Source organism: Luteibacter sp. P1_D3 (assembly GCF_056406135.1).
Genome location: NZ_JBFUAT010000007.1, coordinates 58,691 through 83,164, shown reverse-complemented (window position 1 = coordinate 83,164; position 24,474 = coordinate 58,691). Strand labels below are relative to the sequence as shown.

The 24,474-nt window shown below is 63.5% G+C and carries 33 protein-coding genes and 1 tRNA gene; 4 read left to right on the top strand and 30 right to left on the bottom strand.

Annotated features, from left to right (window positions below):
• Nucleotides 1-86 precede the first annotated feature (86 nt).
• From AC1DYM_RS07040 to AC1DYM_RS07025, 4 genes are all read left to right on the top strand, one after another.
• Nucleotides 87-344: a pilus assembly FimT family protein gene (locus tag AC1DYM_RS07040; RefSeq protein ID WP_477337269.1), complete on the top strand. Its 258-nt coding sequence runs from the start codon at nt 87-89 to the stop codon at nt 342-344.
• Nucleotides 314-631 (top strand): hypothetical protein, encoded by a 318-nt coding sequence (locus AC1DYM_RS07035; protein ID WP_477337268.1) that lies wholly within the window; start codon nt 314-316, stop codon nt 629-631. Before AC1DYM_RS07040 ends, AC1DYM_RS07035 begins: the two co-directional genes overlap by 31 nt.
• A 48-nt stretch (nt 632-679) precedes the next feature.
• Nucleotides 680-756: transfer RNA gene (locus AC1DYM_RS07030), tRNA-Asn, on the top strand.
• Between the two features lie 134 nt (nt 757-890).
• On the top strand, nt 891-1,076 hold the full coding sequence (locus tag AC1DYM_RS07025; RefSeq protein WP_477337267.1) for a hypothetical protein: 186 nt from the start codon (nt 891-893) through the stop codon (nt 1,074-1,076).
• A 197-nt stretch (nt 1,077-1,273) separates the two neighbouring features.
• On the opposite strand, the gene AC1DYM_RS07020 is transcribed toward AC1DYM_RS07025, so the two are convergent.
• From AC1DYM_RS07020 to AC1DYM_RS06875, 30 genes are all read right to left on the bottom strand, one after another.
• Nucleotides 1,274-1,585, bottom strand: coding sequence for a hypothetical protein (locus AC1DYM_RS07020; protein WP_477337266.1), 312 nt, complete (start codon nt 1,583-1,585; stop codon nt 1,274-1,276).
• A 25-nt stretch (nt 1,586-1,610) separates the two neighbouring features.
• Entirely contained in the window at nt 1,611-2,300 is a 690-nt protein-coding gene (locus tag AC1DYM_RS07015; RefSeq protein WP_477337265.1) for an SOS response-associated peptidase, read from the bottom strand.
• Between the two features lie 35 nt (nt 2,301-2,335).
• On the bottom strand, nt 2,336-3,256 hold the full coding sequence (locus AC1DYM_RS07010; protein ID WP_477337264.1) for a tail fiber domain-containing protein: 921 nt from the start codon (nt 3,254-3,256) through the stop codon (nt 2,336-2,338).
• A gap of 7 nt (nt 3,257-3,263) precedes the next feature.
• Complete coding sequence (locus tag AC1DYM_RS07005) at nt 3,264-3,965, bottom strand: hypothetical protein (RefSeq protein ID WP_477337263.1); 702 nt, start codon at nt 3,963-3,965, stop codon at nt 3,264-3,266.
• Nucleotides 3,965-4,261 carry a hypothetical protein gene (locus AC1DYM_RS07000; protein WP_477337262.1) on the bottom strand — a complete coding sequence of 99 codons (297 nt, stop codon included), beginning with the start codon at nt 4,259-4,261 and terminating at the stop codon, nt 3,965-3,967. Before AC1DYM_RS07000 ends, AC1DYM_RS07005 begins: the two co-directional genes overlap by 1 nt.
• The gene (locus AC1DYM_RS06995) at nt 4,261-7,740 is read right to left on the bottom strand and encodes a TipJ family phage tail tip protein (protein ID WP_477337261.1); all 3,480 of its coding nucleotides are present in this window, start codon (nt 7,738-7,740) and stop codon (nt 4,261-4,263) included. Before AC1DYM_RS06995 ends, AC1DYM_RS07000 begins: the two co-directional genes overlap by 1 nt.
• 61 nt (nt 7,741-7,801) lie before the next feature.
• Nucleotides 7,802-8,485: a tail assembly protein gene (locus AC1DYM_RS06990; protein WP_477337260.1), complete on the bottom strand. Its 684-nt coding sequence runs from the start codon at nt 8,483-8,485 to the stop codon at nt 7,802-7,804.
• Complete coding sequence (locus tag AC1DYM_RS06985; RefSeq protein WP_477337259.1) at nt 8,482-9,213, bottom strand: C40 family peptidase; 732 nt, start codon at nt 9,211-9,213, stop codon at nt 8,482-8,484. The genes AC1DYM_RS06990 and AC1DYM_RS06985 overlap by 4 nt, the downstream gene beginning before the upstream one ends.
• Entirely contained in the window at nt 9,213-9,920 is a 708-nt protein-coding gene (locus AC1DYM_RS06980; RefSeq protein WP_477337258.1) for a phage minor tail protein L, read from the bottom strand. The genes AC1DYM_RS06985 and AC1DYM_RS06980 overlap by 1 nt, the downstream gene beginning before the upstream one ends.
• Complete coding sequence (locus AC1DYM_RS06975) at nt 9,917-10,249, bottom strand: phage tail protein (RefSeq protein ID WP_477337257.1); 333 nt, start codon at nt 10,247-10,249, stop codon at nt 9,917-9,919. Before AC1DYM_RS06975 ends, AC1DYM_RS06980 begins: the two co-directional genes overlap by 4 nt.
• Nucleotides 10,246-12,843, bottom strand: coding sequence for a phage tail tape measure protein (locus AC1DYM_RS06970; protein WP_477337256.1), 2,598 nt, complete (start codon nt 12,841-12,843; stop codon nt 10,246-10,248). Before AC1DYM_RS06970 ends, AC1DYM_RS06975 begins: the two co-directional genes overlap by 4 nt.
• 3 nt (nt 12,844-12,846) lie before the next feature.
• A complete protein-coding gene (locus tag AC1DYM_RS06965) occupies nt 12,847-13,092 on the bottom strand; it encodes a DUF1799 domain-containing protein (protein ID WP_477337299.1) in 246 nt (81 codons plus the stop codon).
• 62 nt (nt 13,093-13,154) lie between these two features.
• Nucleotides 13,155-13,448 (bottom strand): phage tail assembly chaperone, encoded by a 294-nt coding sequence (locus tag AC1DYM_RS06960; protein WP_477337255.1) that lies wholly within the window; start codon nt 13,446-13,448, stop codon nt 13,155-13,157.
• On the bottom strand, nt 13,445-14,107 hold the full coding sequence (locus AC1DYM_RS06955) for a phage tail tube protein (protein ID WP_477337254.1): 663 nt from the start codon (nt 14,105-14,107) through the stop codon (nt 13,445-13,447). Before AC1DYM_RS06955 ends, AC1DYM_RS06960 begins: the two co-directional genes overlap by 4 nt.
• Nucleotides 14,108-14,208: 101 nt before the next feature.
• Entirely contained in the window at nt 14,209-14,565 is a 357-nt protein-coding gene (gp17, locus tag AC1DYM_RS06950; RefSeq protein ID WP_477337253.1) for a tail completion protein gp17, read from the bottom strand.
• Entirely contained in the window at nt 14,562-15,068 is a 507-nt protein-coding gene (locus tag AC1DYM_RS06945) for an HK97 gp10 family phage protein (RefSeq protein ID WP_477337252.1), read from the bottom strand. Before AC1DYM_RS06945 ends, gp17 begins: the two co-directional genes overlap by 4 nt.
• Entirely contained in the window at nt 15,061-15,273 is a 213-nt protein-coding gene (locus tag AC1DYM_RS06940; protein WP_477337251.1) for a hypothetical protein, read from the bottom strand. The genes AC1DYM_RS06945 and AC1DYM_RS06940 overlap by 8 nt, the downstream gene beginning before the upstream one ends.
• Nucleotides 15,266-15,607 (bottom strand): phage head closure protein, encoded by a 342-nt coding sequence (locus AC1DYM_RS06935; RefSeq protein WP_477337250.1) that lies wholly within the window; start codon nt 15,605-15,607, stop codon nt 15,266-15,268. Before AC1DYM_RS06935 ends, AC1DYM_RS06940 begins: the two co-directional genes overlap by 8 nt.
• On the bottom strand, nt 15,604-16,083 hold the full coding sequence (locus AC1DYM_RS06930) for a head-tail connector protein (RefSeq protein WP_477337249.1): 480 nt from the start codon (nt 16,081-16,083) through the stop codon (nt 15,604-15,606). Before AC1DYM_RS06930 ends, AC1DYM_RS06935 begins: the two co-directional genes overlap by 4 nt.
• A gap of 2 nt (nt 16,084-16,085) precedes the next feature.
• Nucleotides 16,086-16,400 carry a hypothetical protein gene (locus tag AC1DYM_RS06925; protein WP_477337248.1) on the bottom strand — a complete coding sequence of 105 codons (315 nt, stop codon included), beginning with the start codon at nt 16,398-16,400 and terminating at the stop codon, nt 16,086-16,088.
• A 61-nt stretch (nt 16,401-16,461) separates the two neighbouring features.
• On the bottom strand, nt 16,462-17,712 hold the full coding sequence (locus AC1DYM_RS06920) for a phage major capsid protein (RefSeq protein WP_477337247.1): 1,251 nt from the start codon (nt 17,710-17,712) through the stop codon (nt 16,462-16,464).
• A complete protein-coding gene (locus AC1DYM_RS06915) occupies nt 17,709-18,563 on the bottom strand; it encodes a head maturation protease, ClpP-related (RefSeq protein ID WP_477337246.1) in 855 nt (284 codons plus the stop codon). The genes AC1DYM_RS06920 and AC1DYM_RS06915 overlap by 4 nt, the downstream gene beginning before the upstream one ends.
• Nucleotides 18,541-19,842: a phage portal protein gene (locus AC1DYM_RS06910; protein WP_477337245.1), complete on the bottom strand. Its 1,302-nt coding sequence runs from the start codon at nt 19,840-19,842 to the stop codon at nt 18,541-18,543. Before AC1DYM_RS06910 ends, AC1DYM_RS06915 begins: the two co-directional genes overlap by 23 nt.
• 8 nt (nt 19,843-19,850) lie before the next feature.
• Nucleotides 19,851-21,521 (bottom strand): terminase large subunit, encoded by a 1,671-nt coding sequence (locus AC1DYM_RS06905; protein WP_477337244.1) that lies wholly within the window; start codon nt 21,519-21,521, stop codon nt 19,851-19,853.
• A 4-nt stretch (nt 21,522-21,525) separates the two neighbouring features.
• On the bottom strand, nt 21,526-21,807 hold the full coding sequence (locus tag AC1DYM_RS06900; protein ID WP_477337243.1) for a hypothetical protein: 282 nt from the start codon (nt 21,805-21,807) through the stop codon (nt 21,526-21,528).
• A gap of 372 nt (nt 21,808-22,179) precedes the next feature.
• Nucleotides 22,180-22,404 (bottom strand): HNH endonuclease, encoded by a 225-nt coding sequence (locus tag AC1DYM_RS06895; protein ID WP_477337242.1) that lies wholly within the window; start codon nt 22,402-22,404, stop codon nt 22,180-22,182.
• An 83-nt stretch (nt 22,405-22,487) separates the two neighbouring features.
• Entirely contained in the window at nt 22,488-22,988 is a 501-nt protein-coding gene (locus AC1DYM_RS06890; protein WP_477337241.1) for a hypothetical protein, read from the bottom strand.
• On the bottom strand, nt 22,985-23,206 hold the full coding sequence (locus AC1DYM_RS06885; protein ID WP_477337240.1) for a hypothetical protein: 222 nt from the start codon (nt 23,204-23,206) through the stop codon (nt 22,985-22,987). Before AC1DYM_RS06885 ends, AC1DYM_RS06890 begins: the two co-directional genes overlap by 4 nt.
• Nucleotides 23,207-23,208: 2 nt before the next feature.
• Complete coding sequence (locus AC1DYM_RS06880; protein WP_477337239.1) at nt 23,209-23,715, bottom strand: hypothetical protein; 507 nt, start codon at nt 23,713-23,715, stop codon at nt 23,209-23,211.
• Nucleotides 23,712-24,269, bottom strand: a complete 558-nt coding sequence (locus AC1DYM_RS06875) for a glycoside hydrolase family 19 protein (RefSeq protein ID WP_477337238.1) — start codon at nt 24,267-24,269, stop codon at nt 23,712-23,714. Before AC1DYM_RS06875 ends, AC1DYM_RS06880 begins: the two co-directional genes overlap by 4 nt.
• Nucleotides 24,270-24,474: the final 205 nt, after the last annotated feature.

The following is a 24,474-nucleotide window of genomic DNA, read 5'->3' as shown; positions in this document are numbered from 1 at the left end:
TAACGCCTACGGGATGTGAGGCATTCGCCCACAGACCACCGCCTCGGGGCGGAGGCACGATCCAGACTCCGCTTTCGGAGTCCATCATGCCCCGTCCGCCCTGTCGCGGCTTTACCTGGCTCGAGCTCGTCATGACCCTCGCCATCACGGGCATGCTCGCCGCCACGGCCCTGCCATCCCTTTCGGACGCCATCGCGCGCCATCGGCTTCGCGCGGCGACCACCGCCCTGACGAACAGCCTTCAGCACGCCCGCACGGCCGCCCTCGATCGCGACCAGGGCACCGTCGTCTGCCCCAGCGCAGACGGCCGCGCGTGTTCGGGGCAAACGGACTGGGGGGGGTAGGCTGGATCAGCCGCGACGGGCACACCGGCGACATCCTGGCCGTCGAAGACGCACTGGATCCACGGCTGACCGCGGTCGCCATGGGCACCCGCACGGAAATCGCCTTACGTCATGCTGTCGACGACAAACACGCCAAGCCGGGCAACCAGACCCTGGCACTGTGCCTGCGCGGCAAGCCAGCCACCACGATCACGGTCGTTGTTGCGAAGAATGGCCATAGCCACGTTGAACCTGCCTCGGCCGACGTCGCACGCACCTGCGCTGCGCGACATTCACGAAATCGTTAAGACCCGCTTGACAGCCCCACCCCACATAAAGACAATACGCAACTCCCCGCCCGAATAGCTCAGCCGGTTAGAGCACTTGACTGTTAATCAGGGGGTCGTTGGTTCGAGTCCAACTTCGGGCGCCAGGTTTTTGAAGGGCTTGCAGCGATGCAGGCCCTTTTCTTTTGCCTGATGTGTAAATTGATGTGTAAAAAAGAAGGCTGATTACGGCGCTCAAGGCGTCGCGCTGGGTGACATCGAGTGGCGAGAAAATGACCACATGGACTCTTTCAGCCGCATCGCGCGCGACATGCGCGAACAGCGCCAGGCGCTGACCCGACGATCTTCCGATGGCGGCCGAGGCTTCCGTTTCTGCGAGCGCCATCGCAAGCGCTACCCCATCGGCGCCCACTGCCCGACATGCATGCCGCCGGCAGCGATCGGTCACCGCGGCGTTCGCCGTTGAAGTTCGACCGACGCGCCTCCCAACGATCACGAGAAGCCGCGGGGCGTCTCGCCAATGAGTGGCTGATCTGCGACAAGCATGGCGGCTACTGCCCCAACATGCCTGGTCGATACGGTTGGGTGCGAAGGGATTGCCCTGGATGCGATCGAGAGCGCTATGAGGCCACTGCGACCCAAGCCCCGGAAAACCCGCCCTAATCACGAGCGATCGTCGGATCCCTTCGGCTTCCGTGGCTGCGGACCCTCGTGCGGCATGATCTGGCGGCCCTTGGCCGGCGCGATCCGATGGTGGTTCACCGCCGTCCAGCGCTCCACGAACTTCTTTGCCTGGGCCTCCGTACGGACATAGGCGAATGCCCCGGTCCCGTCGTCCTGACCGCTCGGGAAGACCTTCATCAGCCAGCGACCGTCCGGGTGTGCCGTCTGGGTGACGTAGCCGAAGACCCCGCCGTTCCAGTAGGCGAAATGGGCGCCCCCAGGAATATTCGGTGGTTTCCAGATAACAGGCATCGCCGCAGATTATCGGGTGGCCGTCTCAGAGCGTGATCGGCTGGACCAGCTCGGGGCCCTTGTTCCTGGGGGAGCCCACGGCCTTCGGCACGGGGTGATAGACGAGTTCGGCCTCGGGGGCCGCTACCAGCGTTGCACTGGCCTCGTCGGGCATGCCATCGCACCACACCGCCCAAAGGTCGGGCGGCAGGATCACGGGCTGCCGGTCGTGGATGTCGCCGGAGACCTTCCCAGGCTCGCCAGTGACGATGGTGAAGGTCTTGACCCAGTCCTCGCCATCGGCGGGGCGCCAGGCCTCCCAGAGGCCGGCGAACATCAGCAGGTCGCCGGCGGGGTCGTGGATGAAGTACGGCTGCTTGTGCCCGGCCTCGCCCTTCCACTCGAAGTAGCCCGATGCGGGTACCAGGCACCGGCGCTTCTTGAACGCCGCCCGGAAGGCCGGCTTGGTGGCCACCGTCTCCGCCCTGGCGTTAATCGTCTTCGCGCCGATCTTTTCGTCCTTCGCCCAGACAGGGATCAGGCCCCAGCGCAGCGGCTTGATCTCGTAGCCGTGCTCCCCACTGGCAATGACCAGGGCCTTCTGGGTCGGGGCGATGTTGAACTGGTCGTCCCGCTGGTTGATCTCGCTGACGATATCCAGCTCGAGCTGGTCCAGCACCGTCTTGGCCTCACGGCTGATCGATACCGGTCCGAAGGTGGCGTAGCGTCCGCACATGGCCGCCAGCATACCGCCGCGGCGTGACGCGGGTGTCAGCGGGCCTCGAGGGCAGCCACCCGGGCGAGCAGGTCGGCGATCTGAGCCTTCTGGGCCTTGATGCACTCAACAAAGAGGGCCGACAGGCCGGCGTCGTTCACGCCGAGGATATTGTCGATAGGCAGGTCGTCCGTATCGAAGCCGCTGCCCAGGTTGTCGATCGCAGCTGGCAGAACGCTGTTCACATCCTGGGCGAGCACCCCGCAGGTCGCCATGTACTGGCCTGGGCCCATCTTCGGGTTGCCGTCCTCATCCAGGACGAAACCTCCTTCCTCGTCCAGCAGGGGGCCCGAGCTGATTCGCTTCTCGTAGAACTCGTACCCGGTCAGATGGTCGATCTTGTCGAGGGGATCCGTCAGTGGCACGAGGTTGCGCTTAATCCGCACGTCCGACGTGCTCTGCCAAGTGGTCGCCTGCGCGATGCCGTTGTGCTGGAACCGGAAGTCTGCGTTCGTGTTGTCGAAGTGCGCGGTGTTGATCAACGAATAGGTCGCACCCCCATTCACGTCGACGCACTGCATGCGCATATGGATGTTCGCACTTACGGCGTTCACTGAGGCTTGGTAATAGTCGCTGTAGTAGGTTCCACCAATGGCGGCGGCACCCGTCGACCCAAACGCCAGCCCTGCACCAACTGATGCTGTAATGGCTCCTGTCGTAGCGCCGCCCGCCTTCGGGAGCGCCGCGTTAGCCTTAGTCAGGGCAGAGTTGGCGGTGTTGTTGGCTGTGTTCGCGAGCGTATTGGCGGCCGTGGCCGTCGTCTGGGCGTTCCCCGCAGCGGTGCTCGCCCCATCCGCCGTGGTCTTAACTGCAATGAGGCGCGTATCCAGATCGTTGCAGTTGTTGTCGAGCTTGCGCAGCGCGCCGCTCGTGTCGTCGCCGGTAGCCGGGTCGAAGTTGGGACGGGACTGGGGCATGGGATTCTCAGTAGTTGGAGACGTCGACGAAGAGGTAGCTGTACGAGTTCTGCTGCGTACTCGGGGTTGAGATGGTCTCGTTAGCCTGGTGGTTCACACCACCGGTGGCCTGCTGAGACCATGTCACCTGTGAGCCGTTGACGGCTGCCATTGGCCACATCGCTATCTCAATCCATGGATAGGGCGGCGGCCCGGTGGGCGCACCGATCGTCTGGACGATGTAACGATAGGCGGCGTTGCCAGTGATGATCGCTGGGCTTCCCGAGTAGTTTCCGTTCGCTGGGGGAACGAGCTGGCTGTAGTCGCCAGCAACGGAACCGACTACGCGCATGTACTTCATGCGCGAATCGAAGACTACGCCTCCCGTTGCTGGGTTGCGGATGCGAAGACCTACGTTACCAACGGGAACGCCGAATGTTGGATCGTCGAAAAGCCACCATTCGACTGTGCCGGTGGTCGCGGCCACCACAAACTGGTAGGTGATGGACGTTCCCGAACGGGTGGCTGAGATCAGCGCGCATGGCTGCGAACAGCGCCATGCGAGTACGGGGTTGTTACCTGATACCGTGATCGATCCGAGACGCCACGCATTGCTGTTGAATGGTGTTCCAGGGGAAAACGATCCCTTCGACCGCAGCGCGAGATTGCGGTAGGTCTGGTCGATCTGGATCCCTCCACCAGAGTTTCTTGTTCGAAAGCCGACAGGCATCAGGTCCAGAATCCATAGGTGACGTCCACTGCCACGCGCGCGTTCGCGGGCGGGTTCCCAGGCCACGACCAACTCATTCCGCTTGAAGTGATGACGAACGTCGGGGTTTGCTTGCCACTCGATCCGTCCGCAGGAAGCGGCGCGAAGAAGGGTGTTCCGTTGGCCAGGCTTCCGTCGGCGATAGAGCCATCGGCCGTACCTGTGTTGAAGAAACCGAGGACCTTCGTCAGGTGCGTATCGAGTGTGATGAGCACTACACCCGTCACCGGATCGCGAACACGAAGACCGACGGCCATCAGACCAGGTTCCCCATCTCGATTACGACCACACCCGTCGCGTTAGCCGCCATGCGCCAGCTATTGGTGTCCTCGGTCATCGTGAAAACCTCACCGCGAACAATGCGGGTTCCAGACTTGTTGATTTCCCACACAGGCAAGCCGCCGCTGGTCACGGCGGTCGATTTGATCTGATTCCCGATCATCGCGTCGGTGATCCAGCCGGTGCCGATAAGCGCTTGGCTGATGAACACCTGCCCACCCTGAATCACGAAGGGGTACGTCGCCGGCGACCCACCATCGACCGCGTTGATCACGGCGAACGTGCCCGCATTCACCAGAACCTGCGAAGAGGCGTCGCCACCGCTATAGTCGACGCCGATGGCGATGCCCGCCATGTACAACTGGCCGTTCGCCGCGACCTGCACCTTCATCGTGTAGGAGGCGCTTACTTTACCGTCGAGCGTCGCCTGGGCCTGCTGAATGGTCTGGATAGAAGCCGAATACCCGCTGACCTGAGCCGTCAGCGTCTCGGTCTTGGTCGCCTCCGCCAGATCCCCGTCTACGCGCGCCACCGAGTAGGTGTAGATACCGGCACGCCGCGTGTTACCACCTGCCGGCGAGGTATCCGCGCCAGCCTTCACCGGTGTCCCAGCGGTGACCTCCAGCGCATCGAGTTGCGATGCAAYGGTCTGGACTTGCCCGTCGAGCTCGTCGACCTTCAGCGTCGCGTCATGGATCGACGCAGCCTGACCATAAGCGGTCTGCACGATGTCGCCGATGTCCTCCCAGAAAGTCGGGTTCGTGCCCGGCTCCGCGCCGCCGATCGGTACAGGTTGGGCAGCACGCCATAGGCGATCGGCATGGCTGACGATGCTGTCGGCTGCGTATGCGGTGCCGGCGGCCCAAACGGGCGCGTTGACGTACTGGCCGTACGAGGCGCCAGCGTCGATGTCCGCCATCAGGGACGCCTGCAGCGCACCACGACCGATGGTCTGCTTCCAGTAGTCCTGCAGCTGGTCCGGGTCCGAAATGCTCTGCCCGTTGACGGCACCAGCCACCGGATACCAGCCACCGATATTTCCGGCCTTGTCGACGATACGACCCCAGAAGAACAACGAGGCACCGGCAGACAGGCCGTGGAGCTCGGTGTGGCTTCCCGGATAGGCGTAGTCGCCCATGTGGTAAGCGATCGTTCCCTCGGCGTCAGGACGGACCGGATTGGTGCTCGCCCAGATCTCCGTTCGCTGACTGTCGGTCGCGTTCGGCGGAAACGTCCAGTCCAAGCCGATGCCGAACGGCAGCGAGACCGTCGTGAGAGTCGTAAGCAGCGGCGGAGCACCCGTCTTGCCCAGAATGGGCGTGGGAGCACTCAAGGCTGCAAGCGACGGGGTGTTGCCGCTATTGATGGCTGTTACCCGCGCCACGTAGGTACCGGTGTAAACGCCGATAACATCGACCGATGTCGTCGGTGGTTGGCCGGCCTGAATCCATTGGCCGTTATCCTTCTGCCACTCGACCTTGTAGGTGGCCGCGCCGATCGCCGCGTCCCACTCGATGGTCATCACGTTGTTGGCGATGCCCTGCTCGACCACCTGGTGGCTGGACACGCGCACGTTAGTCGGCGGTGGCTGGACGCCGGTGGGCAGCTTGCTGATCGGCGGGATCTGGATTTGCGCGCCGTTGTCGATGTGCGCGAACTTGCTCGCGTTATGCTGCACAGCGCTGATCGTGAAGCTGATGGCCCCCTGGCTGCTGTCCTCGGAGACATTGAGGATGCGGAACGTCTGGTTGGCCAGTGTCGCGCTCTCAACTGTCCACACGGACTGCCCCACCGGTGCCTCGGTGAAGGGCTGGCTGACGTAGAGGTCGCGGCCATTGACCTGGCTGATCGTGCGCGTCTCGGCAGTGCCTGTCGGCAGATGGATTGTCAGCGTGTCCCCCACGGCAACCTCGCCGGGCGCGCGATCGACCGTAACCTTCGTTTCCGTCGATGCACTAATGCGGCCACCCTGGCGAAAGCCAGCGCGAGAAGGGTCCTGCACGCGGATGATCTGGCCAGGCGCCGCGCGTAGCCCTTCGAGGCCCACCGAGAAGACGACCGAGTCGGTCTCGTACTGGCTCGTCGTGATGGCCCACAGTCCGCGTCGATGCGCCTGGCCCTGGCTTGTGCAACCGAACGCCACGAACTCGTCCTGCTGAACGCCATAGCGAGCGATCGCCGCTGCGTCCTGAACGTACTCAGGAACCTGCTTATAGCTGTTGGTAGGATCGCTGTACGTGACCAGGGCGGTCGAGAAGCGAGTCTTGCGGGCACTGGACTGGTAAGTGAACCGCCCGTCGATCACGTTCGCTGCGGTGTAGGTGTAGACCGGGTCCTGCGGCATGTCGGCGATCGTCGTGATCGCCCCACCCATCCAGTAGGTCACGCCGCTGAATACCGAGGCGAGATCGCCCATCAGGCGGAAGGCATCCGCGCGGGACTGGAGGTATACCGTGCAGGTGTAGCGCGGCTCCTGGCCGCCCTTTCCGTCCGGCACGAGCTGGTCGCAGTATTGAGCGATCCGATACAGCTCCCACTTGTCGATAAGGGACGCGTCGACGAGATCGCCCAAGCCAAAGCGGTCCTGAACGATCATGTCGTAGACGATCCACGCCGGATTGTTCGTCCAGGCGATCTTGAACGAGCCGTCCCAGATGCCGTTATACGCGCGGGTCTGTGGGTCGTAGTTGCTGGGCACGCGGATCATTCGGCCAAAGCACACGTACGATCGAGCCGGGATATTCGAGAACTGCGAAGCGTCGCCACTGATGGCGATATAAGCGGTGTTCGGGTAGCGAAGCTTTGCGTCGATGATCTCGGTCATCGAGACGATGCGCGTGGTATCTGCGACCGTTGCGCTGTTGGCGTTCGGGGTCAGACGACGGACACGGACGTTCCACCCGAGGGTTGCCGGCGGAAGGTCGACACGAATCGTCCTTTGATACGGGCCACTGGCCTTACCGTTGAACGCACCGTTGACCACCGTGTTGTAGGCACCTCCATCCGTGGAGATATCGATGGCGAAACCGACCAGGAAGCCGTTGATGTCACCGTTCGATGTATCGCTCTTTTGAAGCGCGTCTACCTGAAGCGTCAGTGACACCGCAGAGAGTTCGATATTGTCGACCGCCCGCACCCACGGGGTGACCGACTTCAGCTCGGTGGCAATGGCGATTTCGTTCTTTACTGAGCCATAGCCGGGGATAGAGGCCTGGTCCTGCGTGCCGCTCCGGTATTGCACCGAGACGCCGGTGAAGTTCAGCGACCCATCCGCGTTAGCGACTGGTGTGCCGTCCAGTTTCACGGACTGCAGGCCATTCACCAGGCCGGCGATCTCTCCCTCGGAAAGCGCGTCCTCGATCTGGAAGTAGGAAATCGAGCGCAGCGTGTCCGGCGCTTCGACAGGGGTGTGCGCCGCGGCGCCGCCCTTCGCACCGAGGATTCGATCGAGGCCCATGGATGTCCCAAAGAAAAGGCCCGCTCATGGCGGGCCTGGGTGGTGTTCGTACTTGACTGAATCAGTCGGCGTCGTAGGGGCTGGTCTTGGTGTTTCCGAGGGCCGTACCGAGATGGACGTTCGATGGCCGCGAGCTGTAGTCCATGGCCTCGATCCCGGCTGAAATCACGGTCGAGCCGATCTCCATCGGGCCGCCGTAAAGGACCGGGATGCACCCGCCCTGGGCCGTCGTATTGACCGGACCGTTGAAGACGTAGCTGGCCTGGTTTTCCGCCGAGTCCGCGCCGCCCTTCTGCAGCTTCGGCTGAGGGCTGAGCAGCTGCACCACGCCGCCGGCGATCATGCCGATACCGGCCGTGACGAAGATCGCGCCCAAGGGCGACAGGGTACCGAAGGAGAAACCGGAGATCGCGAACCCGATGAACACCAGCACGGCGCCCACGATCGTGGTCAGCACACCGCCGTTCTTCGCGCCCGCATGGACCGGCGCAATACGGATCACCGACCCTGCCGGTTCGCGCATTTGCTCTTTGCCGATGTTCTCGGCGTGCGCGCCCTCGCCGCGCCAGATGGCGAACTCGATGCCGCGGTCCATCCCATCCATGAGGAATTGCCTGAAGCCGTCGACCATCGTGCACAGGGCGCGTATCGCTTCTGCCGGCGTCTTGGTGTCGAGATGCAACTGAAAGGATCGGCCAAAGCGCTTTCGCATCTGGCCAGACAAAATGATGGTCGTTGCGGTCATGTCGTTTCCAGGCGCCACACCGAGCGCGTCGTCTCTTGCCAGTAGCCGCCGTAAACGTCCCGCGAGCTCAGGCGGCCATAGAGGTGGTGGAGGATGTGGCCGCCACCCAGATAGATCGCAGCGTGGTTCGGGACGAGGTTCTTCGACCGAATCTGCATGAGGATCAGGTCGCCCTCGGCGATGTCACTCAGGTTGATCTTCGTGAACCCAGCGGACTCCATGGCGGCATCGCCGTACAGGTCGCTGACGCCGTCGTCCCACCAGTTATCAGCCCGTTCGGGGTCCGGCAACTGCACGCCACGCTCGGCCACATACCAGTCCCGGCACAGTGCCCAGCAGTCGAGCACACCGTGCGCCCAGCTACGGCCCACCAGAGGTGCCGCGTAGCCGCTCGGCTGGATGACCTGCGTATCCGCAATCACCGGCCCGGGCATCACGCTGACGATCACCCAAGGAAGCTCCGAGTGCTCGCACCCGACCAGATCCGCCTCTGAAGGCCTCGCTGGCACGTTGGGATGCGAGTGCACAACGGCTGTGATTTCGCCTTCGCCCTCGGCGAGCTTCACGTCCTGCGTGGACATCCGGAAATGGTCGGAAGGCGTCTCGGCCACATTCCGGCAGGGAATGTAGCGCTCACGCCCCTTGCGGACCACGATCACGCCGCAGCACTCGCGTGGGTACTCCGCCAGCGCGTGCGCGTGGATGTCGGCTTGCGTCGTCAGTTTCATCACTTGATCAGGGTCGCGGCAGGGAACGATCCATAGGGGAGCTCACTGTTTTCGCCGAAGCGAAGCCGGCAGCCGCGCAGGCGACCGCTGCACGCGTCGAGCACAGGGTCATCCGTTGGCGTGTCGTCGGCCTGGGCGACCGCGGGACCCGTATAGCCGCAGTAGGGCCCGCGATAGCCGCCCTTGATCAGCCAGCTGCACACGTTCGCGATGATCTGCCGCGCCGGCAGCTGTCGCCCGCCGAAGTCCATCGGACTTGCCAACTCCCAGGTGACCTGCGTGGAATCCTCGGCCGAGCGACGCTCGATGAACCACAGCTCTGGAGGGATCTCCTGCTCTGGGTCGGCCGTCGGGTTGCCTTCGGGGAAGTTGATGGCGTCGAGGTACTTACCCAGCGTGCGACGGCGCGTCATTCGCGCGCCGACCAGGTCTTGGAAGGCCAGGCACAACGCAGTCATGCGACCGTTGATGTTGCCGGCCGATAGGGTCGGCACCGGTGGCTGGTCGGGATCGACCTTGAACCCCTGGGTCGTGATCGGCCATGGGTCGTAGGCATTCCCCTGCCAGAAAATCTGGCCCATTCGCGTATAGCCGTGAAACCGGAGGATGTCGCCCGAACCACCGCCAGTGATTGCGCGTGCGTCGATCTCGAAGAGCTCGACCCAGGCGCCAGGCGCAAGGGTCTGGATATCTGCATAGATCGTCATGACGCGTTGAACTGCTCGAAGGTGCCCGAGATGGTGTAGATCGGGCCGCCAACGTCACGGACCTGCCATTCCTTGCAGGTGAAGAGCTGCTGCACGTCACGCGGGGCCGTCCAGTAGAACGGCACGCCAGTGTGTGCGCGGAGGAAATCGCGCATAGCGAAGACGTCCTGCCACCGGCCCGTCCACGAGAAGGGCCACGATCGCGACACCGGATCAATGCCGTTGGCGACGATCGCCCGGTACCCGTCGCCATAGCGGCTCTCGAGCACCGAGCCCGTCTCGGTCCCAGTGTTGCCGGCCTGAGTCGCCCAAGTGAAGGTGTCGGTCATGCCGGCTGCCTCCGCCAGAGCGCGCCGCCAGGCCGCATTGCCATGGCCAGCTCCTGCTTCACCGTGGCTTTGATGGCATCGCCGAGCTGCTGACCGAAGCGTGCGTCATCACCCTGTGTGGACACGCCGCTGCTGCCATCGGCGTTCACGACGACGCTGACGCTCACTCCGTCCCCGCTGCCGCCACCACCGCCCACCTGCTTGACGCCGAGCTTGCCGTCGGCAGTGCGCGTCAGCGGGATGATCGCCTCCGGTCCGGCCTCGCCCATCAGACCAGCGCCGCGGGCGAAGGCAAAGGTCGTCGGTCTATCGACGATGCTGTTCGAATAGCTCGAGAGGGCGGCGCCATCGACGACACCACCCTTCGCGTACACGTGCGACACGAAACCCGACGAGTTGTAGTCGACCCCGCCACTGCCGTTCGTGCCGCCRTAGCCGCCACCAATCAGCGCATTGATCCCGTAGCTCAGCAGGCCGGCCGCCGCCTTGTTGGCTTCGAGTCGCGCCACTTCCTTCAGGATTGAGGACACCAGGTCCTTGATACTGGCCTTGCCGGTGGTCGCCGCGTTGACGATGAAGTCCGACAAGCTCCCGTAGGTGCTCTGTACCAGGTTGCCCACGCTGGCCGCCGTGTCGGCCGCGTCGTACTGGATATCCGCGATCGCGCGCTTGGCACCATTGGTCCAGTCGCCACGCGCCGCCTGAATCTTTTCATCGGCGTCGTAGATCAGCTGGGTGCGCTGATCCTCGTAGTCCTTGATCGCGGCGAGGCGCGCCTGGTACTCGTCGTCGGTCAGCGTGCGACGATTCGAGGGCTCGTTGAGCTTGGCCAGGTCCCGGTCTGCGTCTCTCTGAACGTCCAGCAGCTGCCGCTGTAGGTCGATCTGGTGCTGCCCCATCCCCAGGCTCTGCACCTGAAGGTCCAAGGCCTGCTTGTCGGTCTGGAGGCGCTGCTGCATGGCCTCCCGGTAGGAGATCAGCTCAACCGTCGCCCTCGCGCGCTGCTCGATCTCTTTCTTGTCGGCCGTGATGTTCTTTTCGATCTGGTCAAGCATCTGCTTGTAGCCGTCAGACACGTCGATCGTCAGATCCTTTTCCTTCGGCGCCCTGGACTGAATACCAGCCACAGCGGCGGCCTCACTGGCTCGAATCTTCGCCGCGAGGTCCTTGTCGCCGGCCAGGTTGGCTTTCGCGATCGCATCGTTGGCCTGCTGGTGGATGGCAGCGATCTCGCGGGCGCGCTTCGTCTCGTCGGACTCGTACTGCTGGGCCTGCTGCGACAGCGAAATAGCGGCATCATTGGCCTGCTGAAGGTTCGCCTGCTGCGTGGATTTCTTCTGGGCCGCGATGTAGGCATCCTGCATCGCACTGAGCTGCTGGGTGGCGTCGTCGTAGTACTTCTGCGCCGTCGTGCCGTAGAACGAGATCCCGCCCTTGCCGCGGTCGATAAGTTGTTTCGCCGCATCGCGATTCTGAGCAAGGACATCGAACTTGGCCTGGTCGGTCTGCGGCCGGCCCACGTCCATCATGGTGTCCCATGCAGTCTTGGCGGCGCCGGTGACGCCAGCCCAGGACTTTTCCAGCAGGCCGAGGTTCGCCTTCACCTCGTTGGTCCGCGAAACCACGGCGGCACTGTAGGTCTGCATAGCCAGCGTGGCGGCATCCTGCGTGCGACCCTGATCCTCCAGCGCCTTGATCTGGTCGTAGGTGGCTGCGGTGAGGAAGTGCATGGTCGAATTGAGCTCGACCGAAGCCTTTACGGGGTCGTCGCCGAGCTTCGCGAACTGCGCGACGACGTCGCTTGCACCGTCGCCGGCCGCAAGCGCGGCCTGGGCAACCAGGCGCAGCTGATCAGACGTGAACTTGCCCGATCCGGTCACTTCCGCGAGCACGAGCGCAGCATCGTGCTGCTTGCCATTCGCTGCGCCGAGGTCCGCCGCATAGCCCTGCAGCTGCTGAGCCGTGGTGTTTGCGTAGTTGCCCGTGTTGATGATCGCCTTCTGGAAGGCGGTCTGTTCGTCGCTGCCAGCCTTCCATGCGGCAAAAAGCAGCGCCGAAGCCCCCGCAAGGATCGTGACCGGGTTGATCAGGCCGAGCACAGATGCGCCTAGGGCCTTCGCAGCAGGTACAACACCGCCGAACATGTCCTTCAGCTGCCCGCCCTGCTGCAGCAAGACCGACAACGGCCGTTGGCCCGTCGCCAGGCCCGACACAATGTCCGTGATCTGGGCGGGCACGCCGCGCATCGCGGCGGCACGCGCCTTGTCGCTCATAACGTAATCGTCAGTCGCCTTCGTCAGCGCGGCCTGGTTGGCGAGCGCCTTCTTTGCGATCTGGTCACCCAGCTCGCCGCCGATCTTCACCTTGGCGTTATAGGCGATCTGCTCGGCGCGGGTTTTGCCCAGCATGTCAGCCTGGCGAAGGAGGCTGTCGGCGTACCGCTTCGTGCTGGCATTCGCCTTGTCGAACTGGGCTGCAGCCTCCGCACCGAGCCCAGATACCTTCCGCTTGGCAGCTTCCGCCCCGACATCCATCGTCGCGGTGTTGATCGTGACATCGATTCGGGCGGTGCCGATGCTTTCTTCGTCAGCCATTGCTCAGCCCTTGTGGATGACTTCGAGCGCCGTCTCTTCGATGACGCGCAGGTGCGCGAGCATCTCGTCGTAGCGATCGGGGGGAAGGTTCATGCGGTCGAGTTCGTGGAACACGACGAGGTAATCGAGGGCGTAGGCGCCGCCCTGGCCAACGCGCCATTGGCGCCAGACCTTGTAGAAGAACTGGATGGAATCCCACACTTCGGGCAAGACGCTCACGTCAGGCTCGATGTAGTGCTTCGGCTTCAGGCCGGTACCCGCGAGCTCCGCCTCGCTCGGGCGCTTCCAGTAAAGCGCCCGAGTGGCGGCGATCAGTTTTTTTCGATGGCCTTCCGCCGGGCCTGGTGGAATCCTTCCATCAGGATTCCGACCATGCCGGGGTACTCGTCCTCGAGTTCGCCGACGCCCTCTTCGGTCAGCTCGAAGTCCAGGCTCCACGACTCGACCACGTAGGTGATCAGCGACGCGCCGCTCTGGGCGCGCTCGATGACTTCCGACTGTTTCCGGTTGTGGTAGGTGACGTCGATCTTGTCGGTCGCACCCTGGCCGGTGATGGTCAGGGTCGCCGGCAGGGTCTTGGGGCCGGAGCCCTTCTTCAGGCTCAAGCGTCAGCCTCCACCAGGATGGAGTCACCCAGCGCCGAGAAGGTCGCCGTGTTGCCCATCGGGGTATTGGCCGCCATCGTCGGGTCGGCATCGAACGACAGGTAGCCGTAGCGGTAGATGGTGTCACCGCCGGGAAGCTTGCATCGCAGCACGATGGGCTCACGCTTGCGGTCAGCGGCCTTCGCCGCCGCGTACCACGGCAGCTTCGGATCGAAGAACAGCGGAAGCGTGAATGTCTTCGCGTTCTTCACCGTCGGCACGCTGATCTGGCGGGTCGCCTCAAGGAACTGGCCCGTCCAGAACTGCTGATCGCCGCCACTGGTGGACACCTCGCCCTGCTGGCTGAAGTCGACGAAGCCGGACGCGACGGCCAGGCGAGCGTTCGCCTTGCCAGCCTCGAAGGTGTCCGTGTCCGTCGCGTCGAAACCGAGCAACTTCACGGTGTCGCTCGCGCCGACAGTGACATCGCCAGCCTCGACGGCAGTGTTGTTGGCATCGACCCAATCGGAGAGAAGGACGAGGACATCTCCCTCATCGATCGAGCCGGTCGGAACCGTGGCCACCGCGGGGTTCGCGTTCGATACAGCAGTGGCTGCAATGGCGGCGGCGATCGCGGTGGAGATACCGAAAACGGCGCCGTTGGGGAATTTCAGGCTCATGCGTGAGTCCTCTGAGTTTGACGGTGGGTTGGTTCGCCGCCAAACGGCGGGCAAGAAAAAGCCGCCCTGCGGCGGCCGGTGGTGCTGCTGTCAGGTCGCCGCTACGTGCGCGGATACCAGATGCTGAAATCGGTGCGAGCCCCGTAAAGCTTCAGGACGGCGTTGGTGTCGGGAACGGCGGCGCCGAGGGTCTTCACGGTCAGGCTGCTCGCTAGCAGAACGTCGCGCACTTGCCGCGCGAGCGCGCTCGCCTCCAGGCGGGTGCGGCACCACACCCAGACCTGAACTCTGGCGTTGTCCTTGTCGGCCGGCGTCTGGTCAGCAAAGTCGATGGCCTGGCCGCCGGCGCCCTGATAGACGATCAGCGGATAGACGGGGTTGTCGTCGGTGACGTCCGGCGTGCAGCGCCCTTCGACGAGCGGGCCAAGCAGCGCGAAAAGGCTCTCCTCCAGGCTCATACGAAGTCTTCGTCAGGTGGTTGGTAGGCTTCGCGGAAAAGCTCGGGAAGGCGCTCGCGACCGCGGTCAATCGCGGCATGCTGCGCCCGGGCCCGAGCGGAGTCGAAGGCTGGGCGGAGAAACGGATGCGCCGGAACCCACCGCGGCTGAGCCAAGGGAACGTTCGGCAGCGTGTACCAATGCCCGTCCGATCCCTTGTAGGTCACATGCGTCTGCCAGTGACCGAACTCCTGAAGGTGCCCATGCGGTGCCTTCTTTGCGTTCCACGTGATGGAGTACGTCACGCTGTCGTCGTTGGACCGGTTGTCCTTGTAGGCAAGGTAGATCGCGCTTTCCAGCAATCCATCGTCCTTAGGGGCCAGCAGTTTCGCTTCGTCGCGATACACCGTGCCGCTGGCAACGCCCATTGACCGCGCGAGCTTGGTCGCGAGCGGGCCGGTGAGTTGGTCAAGACCCGCGAAGGCGCTACTCGTGTCCGCCTTCGCCTGGAAGCCCTCAGCCATCGATCGGCTTCACTTCGACCTTGCCGCGGCGAGTACGCTCGATGACGCAGTCCCCGCGCTTGTTCAACCGTATCGGCTCCGGTACGTAACGCACGATGCCGCGACGGGTGTCCGCGTAAACGACGCGCTTCATCGGCTTACCATTGACGTACACATGGCGAGGGCCGCGGCCGTAGTCAGGGGTGTGGATATGCTGGTCAGCCATCGTTCGCTCCTCGATTACAGACCAGGTCGGTCCACTCGCGGCGGTCTTCGTCCATCTGCACGGACGTGATGTCATACGGGGCTCCATCCAGCAACACGCGCATCCCAGCATCGAGGCCCTGCCTGTAGCGGATGCGGAAGCTGTACTGCGTAACCGCCGAGGCAATGTCGCCCTGGGCCCCGACAATCGTGCCGACGCCGGTCTGACCCCTCACATTCGCCCACGTCGACAGGAAGTCTGCCCACACCTTCGTGGGCTGGCCGGCGGCGTCGTGGCCGTCGATCTTCTCCTGGATCCTGATCTGACGGTTCAACGAACCAGCGGCAAGGCTCACGGCATCATTACCAGGCGATACGGCCGAAGGAGCTCGCACGCGCCGAGCGGCAACTCTGCTACCTGCAGGCCCACGATCACCGCCTCACGGTTCGAGTAGAGGCTGCCGAGGGTCAGCAAGATGGCACTTACGACACTGGGCGCCGCGACGATGCCGTTCATGACGCGAGTGGCGTCTGCGGAGGAGATGCTCTTCCGCAAACTGGCGACCTCAAGCGTCACACGGCGCTGGTCGGCGTCAACAATGGACGCCGCAGCCTCAACGGCGTCAGCATATGCCTGCGCCGCGGTAGCGGCCTTTGCTGGAAGGGCGTCCAAGGCGGCATCAAGGTCGCCCTGAGTGCCAAAAACAGCACGATTGAGGTAAGCGCACGCCGCGCTCTCGGCTCCGTCGATGTAAGGCTGCAGCTGGGCATCCGGCACATCGGCGTCGGCACGGCAGTGCGCACGCGCCTGCTCAATCGTGATCAGGCCCATGATCAGCCCTGCAGGGCGGCGATGGCAGCGGTGATCGCATCAACCACCGTCTTCCGCGAGTTCTGCTTGTCATTCTCGGCCGTCAACGCCTCGTTGAGCAGGTCGACGTCCTTCTGGTCGGCCAGGCTAGCGATGACATCCGCAGCGGTGCCCGACACGAATTGTTCGGCGGCGGTCAGCTGGACGGCGCCGTTGAGGGCTCCGGATGCCTTGGCGCCCGCCTCCAACTCACGCGGGCAATCGTCGCCCTGGGCGAAGTCGGTGGGATAAATATCGCCGCTTTTTACGCCCCGGAAGGCCTTCGTGAGCTTTGCCATGCGTTTCTCCGAACGGGGCCGGACCTTCCGGCCCCGTAGTTGGTGGTTGGTGGTTGGTGGCTTACGCCGAGACCTTCAGAACCTTGATCGGCGTCGGGTCGAGCAGGCCGCCGCCAACGCGCTTGGTCGTGTAGAACTGCACGAACGGCTTGTTGGTGAACGGATCGCGCAGCACGGTCACACCCTTGCGATCAATGACCAGGTAGCCGCGGTTGAAGTCGCCAAAGGCGATCGGCAGCGAGTTCGCCGCCACATCCGGCATATCCGGCATCTCGGTCAGCGCATAGCCATTGAGCGTGGCCGGCTGACCGGCGACGGCCGACGGCTGCCACAGGTAGTTGCCCTGGCCGTCCTTCAGCTTGCGCACGATGCCCTGCGTGGTGTTGTTCATCAGGAATCGCGCAGCACCGCGATAGGCACTGGGGACGGCGTACACCAAGTCGATGAGGGAATCCGACGTGATGGCCGCAGCAGCACCGGTGTTCACCAGGCTGATGGCGCCGAGCGGATGTTTGGCCGCGTTCGCACCGCCGGTTACGTAGGTCAGAAAGCCGTTCGGTCGGCCATTCGTGCCGTCACCCGAGACGAAGGCGAGGCCTTCCTGATGGGAGAACTCGAGCTCGACCTCGTCGCCGAGCCACGCCTCGATATCGACTTCGGAATCATCGAGGAGCTGCTGCGTCGCGGCCGGGTTGGCGTAGATCTCGCCCGTATCGTACTGAAGCGAGCCGAACTGGGAGGTTGCCGTGGCCGGCCGAGCAGCCGTTTCACCGACCCAACCGGAGGCCGTACCGCGCAGGTTAATCAGCTTGGTAAAGCTGTTCCCAGAGATGGGCTGGACACGTGCGATCTGACGCATCGGGGAGACCAGAACGAGCTTGTCGGTAATCGTACGGTCCCATTCGACGGGGGCGGTGTAACCACCATCCGGCGCAGAACCCTTCGACATCGATGCCTCGATGGCGCCCTTGCGGACATGCGCCTGGAACGCAGCGCTGTAGTCGGCGTCGCGCAAGCGCCGCTGATCGCCACCGGCACCCATCTGGGCAGCTGCGAGCTGCGTGTTCGCGGTGTCGACCGCGGCCTGCAGGCGATCGATATCAGCGTTGATCTTGTCAACTTTCAGGGCCTGCAGTGCGTCGGTCTGGCCCTGCTTGATGTCTTCGAGCTGCTTCGTGTGCTCGGCCTTGAACGTGGCGAACGCCTGGTTCAGGGACTCGACGAGGGCCTTGACCTCGCCCGGGTTGTTCGCGCCTTCGGCACGAACGGACTGGATACCACGCTGGACGCGGGCGTTGGGCTTCATATTCATTGCTGGTTGACTCCGAGGGTAAGCAAAGCTGCTCGCAGGGAATCCGCGAGGTCGGCGCCAGCGCACGGCGTGGCAGGTTCATCGGCAGCGCTCGGCGTACCAGTGAAAAGTGATTTAAGGGCGTCTCGGCGAGCCGCTCGGGAGTACCCCGAACGCTTCATTGAGGCTTCAACCATGGCAAGAGACTTCTTGCTACTGGCCTTCGCGGGCTCGACCTCGGCGACATCCGAGGTGTCGACGCGTCCGGTGGCAAAGCCGTCCTTCAGCGCCTGGTCGGCATCGATCCATGTCTCGTCGTCCATCAGGGCCGCGGCGGCTGCCACCGTAATGCCGGCGCGATTCGCGTATAGCTTCGCCATTGCTGCGTCGAACGGCTCCAGAAGAGCCGCGGCTTCAGCCATGTCATGGCGATTGCCTATGGCCACGGTCCAGGCGTTGTGGATCATCAGGAAGGTGCCGTCACCCATGAGGATGTCGTCGCCAGCCATAGCAACCACCGACGCCGCAGAGGCCGCGACGCCGATCACACGCGTCGTTACCTTGCCCTTGTGCTCGCGCAACAGGTTGTAGATGGCGACGCCTTCGAAAAAATTGCCACCCGGCGAGTTGATGTTGACCGTCACATCTTTGTCAGCACCGATGTTTCGCAAGATCGAGCTGACGAGTTTGGCGGTGATGCCAGTGCCGTCCCAATTTTCGCCGATCGAGTCATAGATCGAGATCGATGTCTCTGTCTCGCTCGCGGCCTGGACCTCGGGATGCCAACGTTCGAAAGCGTCTTGGCGGACGTCAAACTCTGCCGCGCTCAAGCGCTGGTCAGCGCGAATTTCAGGCAGGTTTCGGAGGCTCATTGCCGGTCCTCGGTTGTGTCATTGGGTTGCGAAGAAGGTCTGCGTTCGGGTCTTTCGACCGCGGCATATCCAGCGTTTCGCGAGCCTCGTTCTGGGTTTGCCACGGCGCCTGGCCGCCAGCGCCAAGCGATTTGGCGATGTAGTCGGCCTGTTCTTCAGGCGTGCCGCGCAACAACGCGTTCGCGTTGAACTTGAACGTGTATTTGTCCAGATCTTTGCCCGGCAGGAAGACGCGCGCGGCAGCCTGCTCCCAGCTGGTAAACCACGGCCCGAGGCCATAGCTCACAAAGAACTTGTTCAGCTCCTTGATACCCGAGCCCCAACTGGTGTCGTCCATCATCAGGAGCGGGCGCGGGATGCCGAATGCTCGGGCGACTTCTTCGATCTGGGCGTTGCGGTTCTCGATGTGCTGGGCGTCGGAGGCCGTGGAACCGAACTTGTTCGCTACGGCGCCTTCCTCGAGCACCATCCACTTGCCGTTGTTCTCGGCACCGGCGTAATCCGTGGTCAGCGATGACGTCATCCGCGTGTAGGCTTGGTCGCTCAAGGCATTGGGCACCTCGATAGATCCACCTGCCATCACGCCGGTACGAAGCAGCCTGTCGGCCGCGCGCTCGGCCTGCCGTGCCAGCGCCAGGGCATCCTTCGCCAGGCGCATGCGCGACATCCCAAGCACGCCATCGACGCTCAGGTCCTTTAGGTGAAAGACCTCATTGGCAGGCAGCGTGACCAGCTGACCGTCAGGCCGGGTGTAGTCGTAAACCATCTCCCACTGGCTGGTCAGCCGGGGAATTGTCGATCCGATCGCAAGCGGGATCATCCCGATGGGGCGACCGGCGGACCAGATAACTCGCGCGTAGGCGTTGCCTTCCTCAAGGCAGACCATCTGCATGGTCGACTTGAACTCGAATGGCGTCTGCCAACTGTTCGGCTTCAGCTTAAGAAGCCTGTACGCCGGGTGATCCTCGGCATATTTCTTGTCCGGGCCGTTCTCCAGAAGGTTCACGGGCAGCATGCCCACCATCTGGCTTAGAAGGGACACGCAACGCAGCGCCGCCATGTTGCGGAGCGAGTGCAGGTGGCGGCTGCCCATGCCTCCCGCTTCGCCCCGCCGGATGTATTCCAGAAGGCCCGGATCCGTCAGGCCGTCAAACGTCTGCCCGACCGGGGCCTGAGCATGGAGTGCAGGCACCGGCGAAACTTCTGGATCGGGCGTTGGCGCGGGCACAGCCGAGGCTTCCGGCGCTGCCGGTCGCCGGAAGATATCGAGAAGGCTCATGCCTGTCCTCAGAGAAAGCGGATGCCGCGCGTTTCGTACACCGAAGGTGCACTTGCCGCCGGGTTCAGGCTCATCAGCGACGCCGCGTTGAAGACCGCCATCAGCGGATCGATCTTCGCGGTGCCGCTGGCCTGCTTCGTGATGTTGATGGCGTTGCTGGTGACGACGATTCGAGCGTTACCCACACACCAGTTCATCATCGGTTGGAGTCCGTGCCAGGCTGATCCTTCTGCCAGTTTCCGCTCCAGGGTCTTGATGGCACCCCCGAGCTTCCAGCCCTGGCTGATACCGACGATCTTGTCCTTTGGTACGCCGGAAGCTTCGAGGGCATCGAGAATGCCGCCGAGTCCCGCGGGATCCACGCCCGCCATGTCGAGCAGGCCCGCGCCGTGAATTCGCGCCACATAGCCGGCCAGCTCGTCGACGTCGTCGCCGATTCGCTCCACCAGCGTGAGATGACCATCTCGCGCGAAGTCGCGCAGTGCAGGCGCGATCTCCATACGCCGCTCAAGGACCGAAGGGTGGGCCCACGCGTGGGTCCATATCAGCCACTCTTTCGTGTCTCGGTGCCGCCCGATAGCGCTGCCACCTAGGAGATCGTCCAGGCCACCACCATCGATGCCGAAGTCGATCACCTCGGACCATTCAAGAAGATATTCGAGGGTCACCTCGCGGCGCCCCTGCTGCTCCCAGTAGTCCGCCCCCGTCCACCGGTCGGAGCGAAGGTTCAGCCCGATCTCGACGTTCAGGTGCTTGGCAAGGAACTGCTGAAGCGATCCATCCGTCTTCGGCAGGTTCTTCGTCAGCTGGTCGCCTAGCCATTCCTCGCTGACCGACCGGCCCAGATTCGGGTTGGTGATGTAGAAATTCTTCGGATCGAGATAGGCCTTGGCCTTCACCATCGCCGGCGGAAACTCGTAGAGGATGCCCAACGACTTCCGGTCGACGATCAGTCCGTCTCGCACGTCCCTGTAGTACTGAAGCTTTTCTTTGAACACACCAGCCGGCGGGTCGTCGCTCTGAGTGGTGAGGAAGATCACCCAACCCTCATCACGAGACACCTGGCCACCTGTGGCCTCCATGAACATCGCTTGTGCGTTCGCCTTCTTGCCGAACAGCCAATGCTCATCGACCAGGATCTTTCCCGACTTCTTTCCCGAGACCGTCTCGGTGTCGGCAGCCACAACCTTCAGCGATGCCTTCGAGTCGCGGCGCGTGATGGTTCGGATGTGGTCCTGAACGTGGAACAGGTCGCTTAGCTCCTCGTCCGCGCGGACCATGCCAGCCGCCGGCTTGAAGCTGTTGTCCGCGACCTCCTTCGTCGGCGCCAGGATTAGGTGTTCCTCATCCTCTCGCCAGCAGAGGATCACGGCCGTCAACATGATCCCCGCGGCGACCGTCGACTTCGTGTTCTTCTTGCTGATCAGCAGGAAGAACTCTCGGATCAGCTGCTTGCCAGTTTCGGCGTCATAGGCGCCGAAGATCGCGGCGACGAAGTCGAAAACGAACTGGTCGCTGCACTCCCCGAACGTTGGCTTTCCAGGCAAGTCCACGACCCGGAGCTGCTTGAAGATGCCCAGGGCGCGGTCGGCCTCCTCCGGAAAGATGGGCGCGGGAATGATCGACCTGCCCGCGACAAGGCGGTCTGCCCAGTCGGGACACGCTGTGGTCCATTCCATCCGATCAGTTCACGTTGTTTCGGCGCGGAGGCGGTGCAGAAGAGAACCGCCCAGCGCCGCCGACGGCGGCAGCGGCATCATCCTTCGCGGCCTTCTTGCCCTGCTCGCCCTTCTTCCCATGAACGTAAGGCGCAGCCGCGACGGCCATCCTGTCGCGACGTTCCGGTTCGGCCTTCCGGTTGTTCATCACGTGGAGCATGTACTCCAGCGGGTTCATGTTCGCCGGCAGCACCTCGCCCTCGAACACTTCAGCGTTCGGCGGCGGGCCAGGCGGAAGAACCCTCACCTTCCGGGGCTTTGCCTTCGTCTTCTTTGTTTCCGCCTTCGGGGCGGACGCTTTCTTGCCCTTCGTGCCGCTGCCCTTCGGTCGGCCAGCGCCTGGGCGGGGACCTCCGCGCGGCATGCATCACCTCGGTGCGACCGGCAGGCGTCAAAGCCTTGCGGGACGCCGGTTGTTTGATTTCCGGACCCTGCTGCGATTAATCAAACAGGGGATATTTTCTGTGCGTGAGAGGACAGTCGGTTTCCGGGCCAGATCGGCCCAGACTTTCGACCCGCCCCTACCTATCGGTCGGTCGGTTTTGGTCCGATCGACCTCGCGGCCTGTCGCCCTGCCGACCGATCGGTCTGGTCCGTATCGGATGAGACTCGTTCTCGTTCACGTTGCCCGACCGAGGTCAACCTGCGTCTTCCGGTGGTGGCACCCGTCGGGCCCGATGCACAGCACCTGGCAGTTGGCGTCCACATCGGCACCGCCGTTGATCAGGGCCACCTTGTGATCGAGCTCGAACTCATGCATCGCCACGAGACGACCGCAGTCGGCACAGTGCGGGTCACGCGCCCAGATGCGTAGCCGACGCTCCTGTAGTGCTCGGCCAGTCATGCGCCTGTCGGCCGCCCGATGGGTGGCTGGCTGCCTGCTCGGCGCCATGGCCACCCTGTTTCCTAGCGTCTTAAGCCTGGGCATCAGAGGGAAGGAAGCACCTGACGCTCACCCATCAGCGCTTGCTGGAGGGAATCACGCTGGGCTTGGCACTGTCCAACGGCTGAAAGAACACGTCGGATACCGCCTTCACGTAGTCGGTCCTCTCCATCAGCGACTGGTCCACTGGCGGCAGATGACACGACGCCGGTGGTGGCTTTACAGGTGGCCCACTGTGCGCGCAGCCGGCGAGTGCCAGCATCGAGGTCAGCAATAGCCTGCTTGGCGTTCTGTTCGGCATCGGTCTTCCCCTTGGCGTAGGACTTGGCGGCCTCGCTGATTGCGTTGGCCTGGCCTTGTTCGGCAGTGCGCTGGGCGGTCACGGCGTCGGCTGTCGCGCTGGCAAGCTTTGTGCGCTCCTTGTCCCAAGCCGAGGTGGCCGTGGACAGGTCGCGTGCTCCGATCAGGTGCGCGACGTAGTACCCACCACCGAAGCCGATCGCGCCGGCAATCACCAGGCACAGGATCTTGATCCAGGGGTTCACTGCGTTTCCGCCTTAGCCGAGCCTCGGCTGTTCCCGAATAGGTCACCGACGACAGCGCCGGCATTGGCGATCAGGGCACCGACGATCAGGTTCAAAAGGTCTTTGTTCTCGGGCGGAACCTTGAGCTGCAGGAGCGCCATACCGATCAGGCCCATGAGCAGCCACACGAGGATGGCGATTCCACCCTTTAGGACCCGGGCATCGCGAGGCGTGGTCATGGTCAATGAGTCCAGGCAATTGGCTGGGATCCGGTGCGCATCATCCGGGCAAGCTCAAGCACGCGACGGCGCTCTTCCTCGACCTTTGCCTTCTCGGGCCAGCGAGTCAGCAGGAGCGCGTCAGAGGCGTCATCCCAACGACTGCCGGAGATCGCATCCCAAAGAGGTCGGCACTCCATCAGCGCGCGCTGACCAATGACCATCGCGACGTGTGCGAGGACCGCCAGACGAACCGAGCCCATCTGCGGGTAGATGACCGTTTTTGAGCGCAACGAGCGAACGAATCGACGGATGTCACGGCCCAGAAGCTCCGTCATTTCCGTCTTGCCGACCGCCCTGGTCGCGGCGAGGCGCTCGAACGCCGAGATGCTCCGCTCGTCGATCTCTTCCGAAGCCGAAACGAATGGCGCGTATGCGGTGATGTGCTGCATCGCCACTTCGGCAGCTCGGGCTTCGGTCACTTCGGCGAGGAGATACACGGGTTCGAGCTCCGGGTCGTTATCGGTCACTGAACACCAAGCGCTTTCTTTGCCCGCTCGAATCGAGCGAGGCGGTCCTCCCATCCATTGGGCAGGCCGGTGCTCTTGTTCTTCCCATTGATCCGGATCGACAGCGCCAGGTAGTCGCCGCTGTCCGCCAGCTCGTTGCAGCCGTGCTCGTACCACCACCACGCGGACGCCATCGCCGCATGGTCGTCGCGCTCGAGCAACTGGGGGTTGCGCACGAAGTCGACGCCAAGAGCTTTCGCCGCCTTTGTGTAGTTGTCGCGCCCTGTGATCTGAATCAGCCCACGGCCCATGAAGCGCATGCCATCGCCAGGCTGGGTGTTGCCGAGGTCCGCGCGGCCCTCATACCTGGCCTGTGCCGGAACCTGCTTGGGGTTCCATATCTCGCGAACGACGGCGAAACCGAGGGACTCATGTCCCGTCTGCGCGATGTAGCAGGCCTGACGAAGAGTCGTGTTCACGTTGAACCGGCTCATGCCCGCGGTGATGGGCAGCGCCCATAGTTCGGCGCGCGGCACGCTGATCCCAGCCGCCGCGCTCAGAGTCATGGCGTCCATGGGGTATCTCAATAGGTTGGCCAGCGCGCTGAGGGGAGCAACGCACTGGCCGATGCGCCCAAGGGGAGGCGGGCACAAGTGGAGCGTCCTGAGGGAATCGAACCCATCTTCGTCGGCTTGGAAGGCCGTCTACCGCCCAGCGGCGGACGCAAAACGAAGAAACCCGGCACGGGGCCGGGTTTCGAAGGTGACTATCACTAGGCGC

Excerpts from the sequence above, each read along its gene's own strand:
- AC1DYM_RS06980 (WP_477337258.1), bottom strand. The coding sequence starts at position 9,920 with ATGACGATCTATGCAGATATCCAGACCCTTGCGCCTGGCGCCTGGGTC.
- AC1DYM_RS06985 (WP_477337259.1), bottom strand. The coding sequence starts at position 9,213 with ATGAAACTGACGACGCAAGCCGACATCCACGCGCACGCGCTGGCGGAG.
- AC1DYM_RS06885 (WP_477337240.1), bottom strand. The coding sequence starts at position 23,206 with ATGACCACGCCTCGCGATGCCCGGGTCCTAAAGGGTGGAATCGCCATC.
- AC1DYM_RS07040 (WP_477337269.1), top strand. The coding sequence starts at position 87 with ATGCCCCGTCCGCCCTGTCGCGGCTTTACCTGGCTCGAGCTCGTCATG.
- AC1DYM_RS06920 (WP_477337247.1), bottom strand. The coding sequence starts at position 17,712 with ATGAATATGAAGCCCAACGCCCGCGTCCAGCGTGGTATCCAGTCCGTT.
- AC1DYM_RS07025 (WP_477337267.1), top strand. The coding sequence starts at position 891 with ATGGACTCTTTCAGCCGCATCGCGCGCGACATGCGCGAACAGCGCCAG.
- AC1DYM_RS06905 (WP_477337244.1), bottom strand. The coding sequence starts at position 21,521 with ATGGAATGGACCACAGCGTGTCCCGACTGGGCAGACCGCCTTGTCGCG.
- AC1DYM_RS06990 (WP_477337260.1), bottom strand. The coding sequence starts at position 8,485 with ATGACCGCAACGACCATCATTTTGTCTGGCCAGATGCGAAAGCGCTTT.
- AC1DYM_RS07015 (WP_477337265.1), bottom strand. The coding sequence starts at position 2,300 with ATGTGCGGACGCTACGCCACCTTCGGACCGGTATCGATCAGCCGTGAG.
- AC1DYM_RS06930 (WP_477337249.1), bottom strand. The coding sequence starts at position 16,083 with ATGGGCCTGATCACGATTGAGCAGGCGCGTGCGCACTGCCGTGCCGAC.
- AC1DYM_RS07005 (WP_477337263.1), bottom strand. The coding sequence starts at position 3,965 with ATGCCTGTCGGCTTTCGAACAAGAAACTCTGGTGGAGGGATCCAGATC.
- AC1DYM_RS06910 (WP_477337245.1), bottom strand. The coding sequence starts at position 19,842 with ATGAGCCTTCTCGATATCTTCCGGCGACCGGCAGCGCCGGAAGCCTCG.
- AC1DYM_RS06945 (WP_477337252.1), bottom strand. The coding sequence starts at position 15,068 with ATGGCTGAGGGCTTCCAGGCGAAGGCGGACACGAGTAGCGCCTTCGCG.
- AC1DYM_RS06875 (WP_477337238.1), bottom strand. The coding sequence starts at position 24,269 with ATGGACGCCATGACTCTGAGCGCGGCGGCTGGGATCAGCGTGCCGCGC.
- AC1DYM_RS06915 (WP_477337246.1), bottom strand. The coding sequence starts at position 18,563 with ATGAGCCTCCGAAACCTGCCTGAAATTCGCGCTGACCAGCGCTTGAGC.
- AC1DYM_RS07000 (WP_477337262.1), bottom strand. The coding sequence starts at position 4,261 with ATGGCCGTCGGTCTTCGTGTTCGCGATCCGGTGACGGGTGTAGTGCTC.
- AC1DYM_RS06975 (WP_477337257.1), bottom strand. The coding sequence starts at position 10,249 with ATGACCGACACCTTCACTTGGGCGACTCAGGCCGGCAACACTGGGACC.
- AC1DYM_RS06925 (WP_477337248.1), bottom strand. The coding sequence starts at position 16,400 with ATGGCAAAGCTCACGAAGGCCTTCCGGGGCGTAAAAAGCGGCGATATT.
- AC1DYM_RS07020 (WP_477337266.1), bottom strand. The coding sequence starts at position 1,585 with ATGCCTGTTATCTGGAAACCACCGAATATTCCTGGGGGCGCCCATTTC.
- AC1DYM_RS06955 (WP_477337254.1), bottom strand. The coding sequence starts at position 14,107 with ATGAGCCTGAAATTCCCCAACGGCGCCGTTTTCGGTATCTCCACCGCG.
- AC1DYM_RS06895 (WP_477337242.1), bottom strand. The coding sequence starts at position 22,404 with ATGACTGGCCGAGCACTACAGGAGCGTCGGCTACGCATCTGGGCGCGT.
- AC1DYM_RS06940 (WP_477337251.1), bottom strand. The coding sequence starts at position 15,273 with ATGGCTGACCAGCATATCCACACCCCTGACTACGGCCGCGGCCCTCGC.
- gp17 (WP_477337253.1), bottom strand. The coding sequence starts at position 14,565 with ATGAGCCTGGAGGAGAGCCTTTTCGCGCTGCTTGGCCCGCTCGTCGAA.
- AC1DYM_RS07010 (WP_477337264.1), bottom strand. The coding sequence starts at position 3,256 with ATGCCCCAGTCCCGTCCCAACTTCGACCCGGCTACCGGCGACGACACG.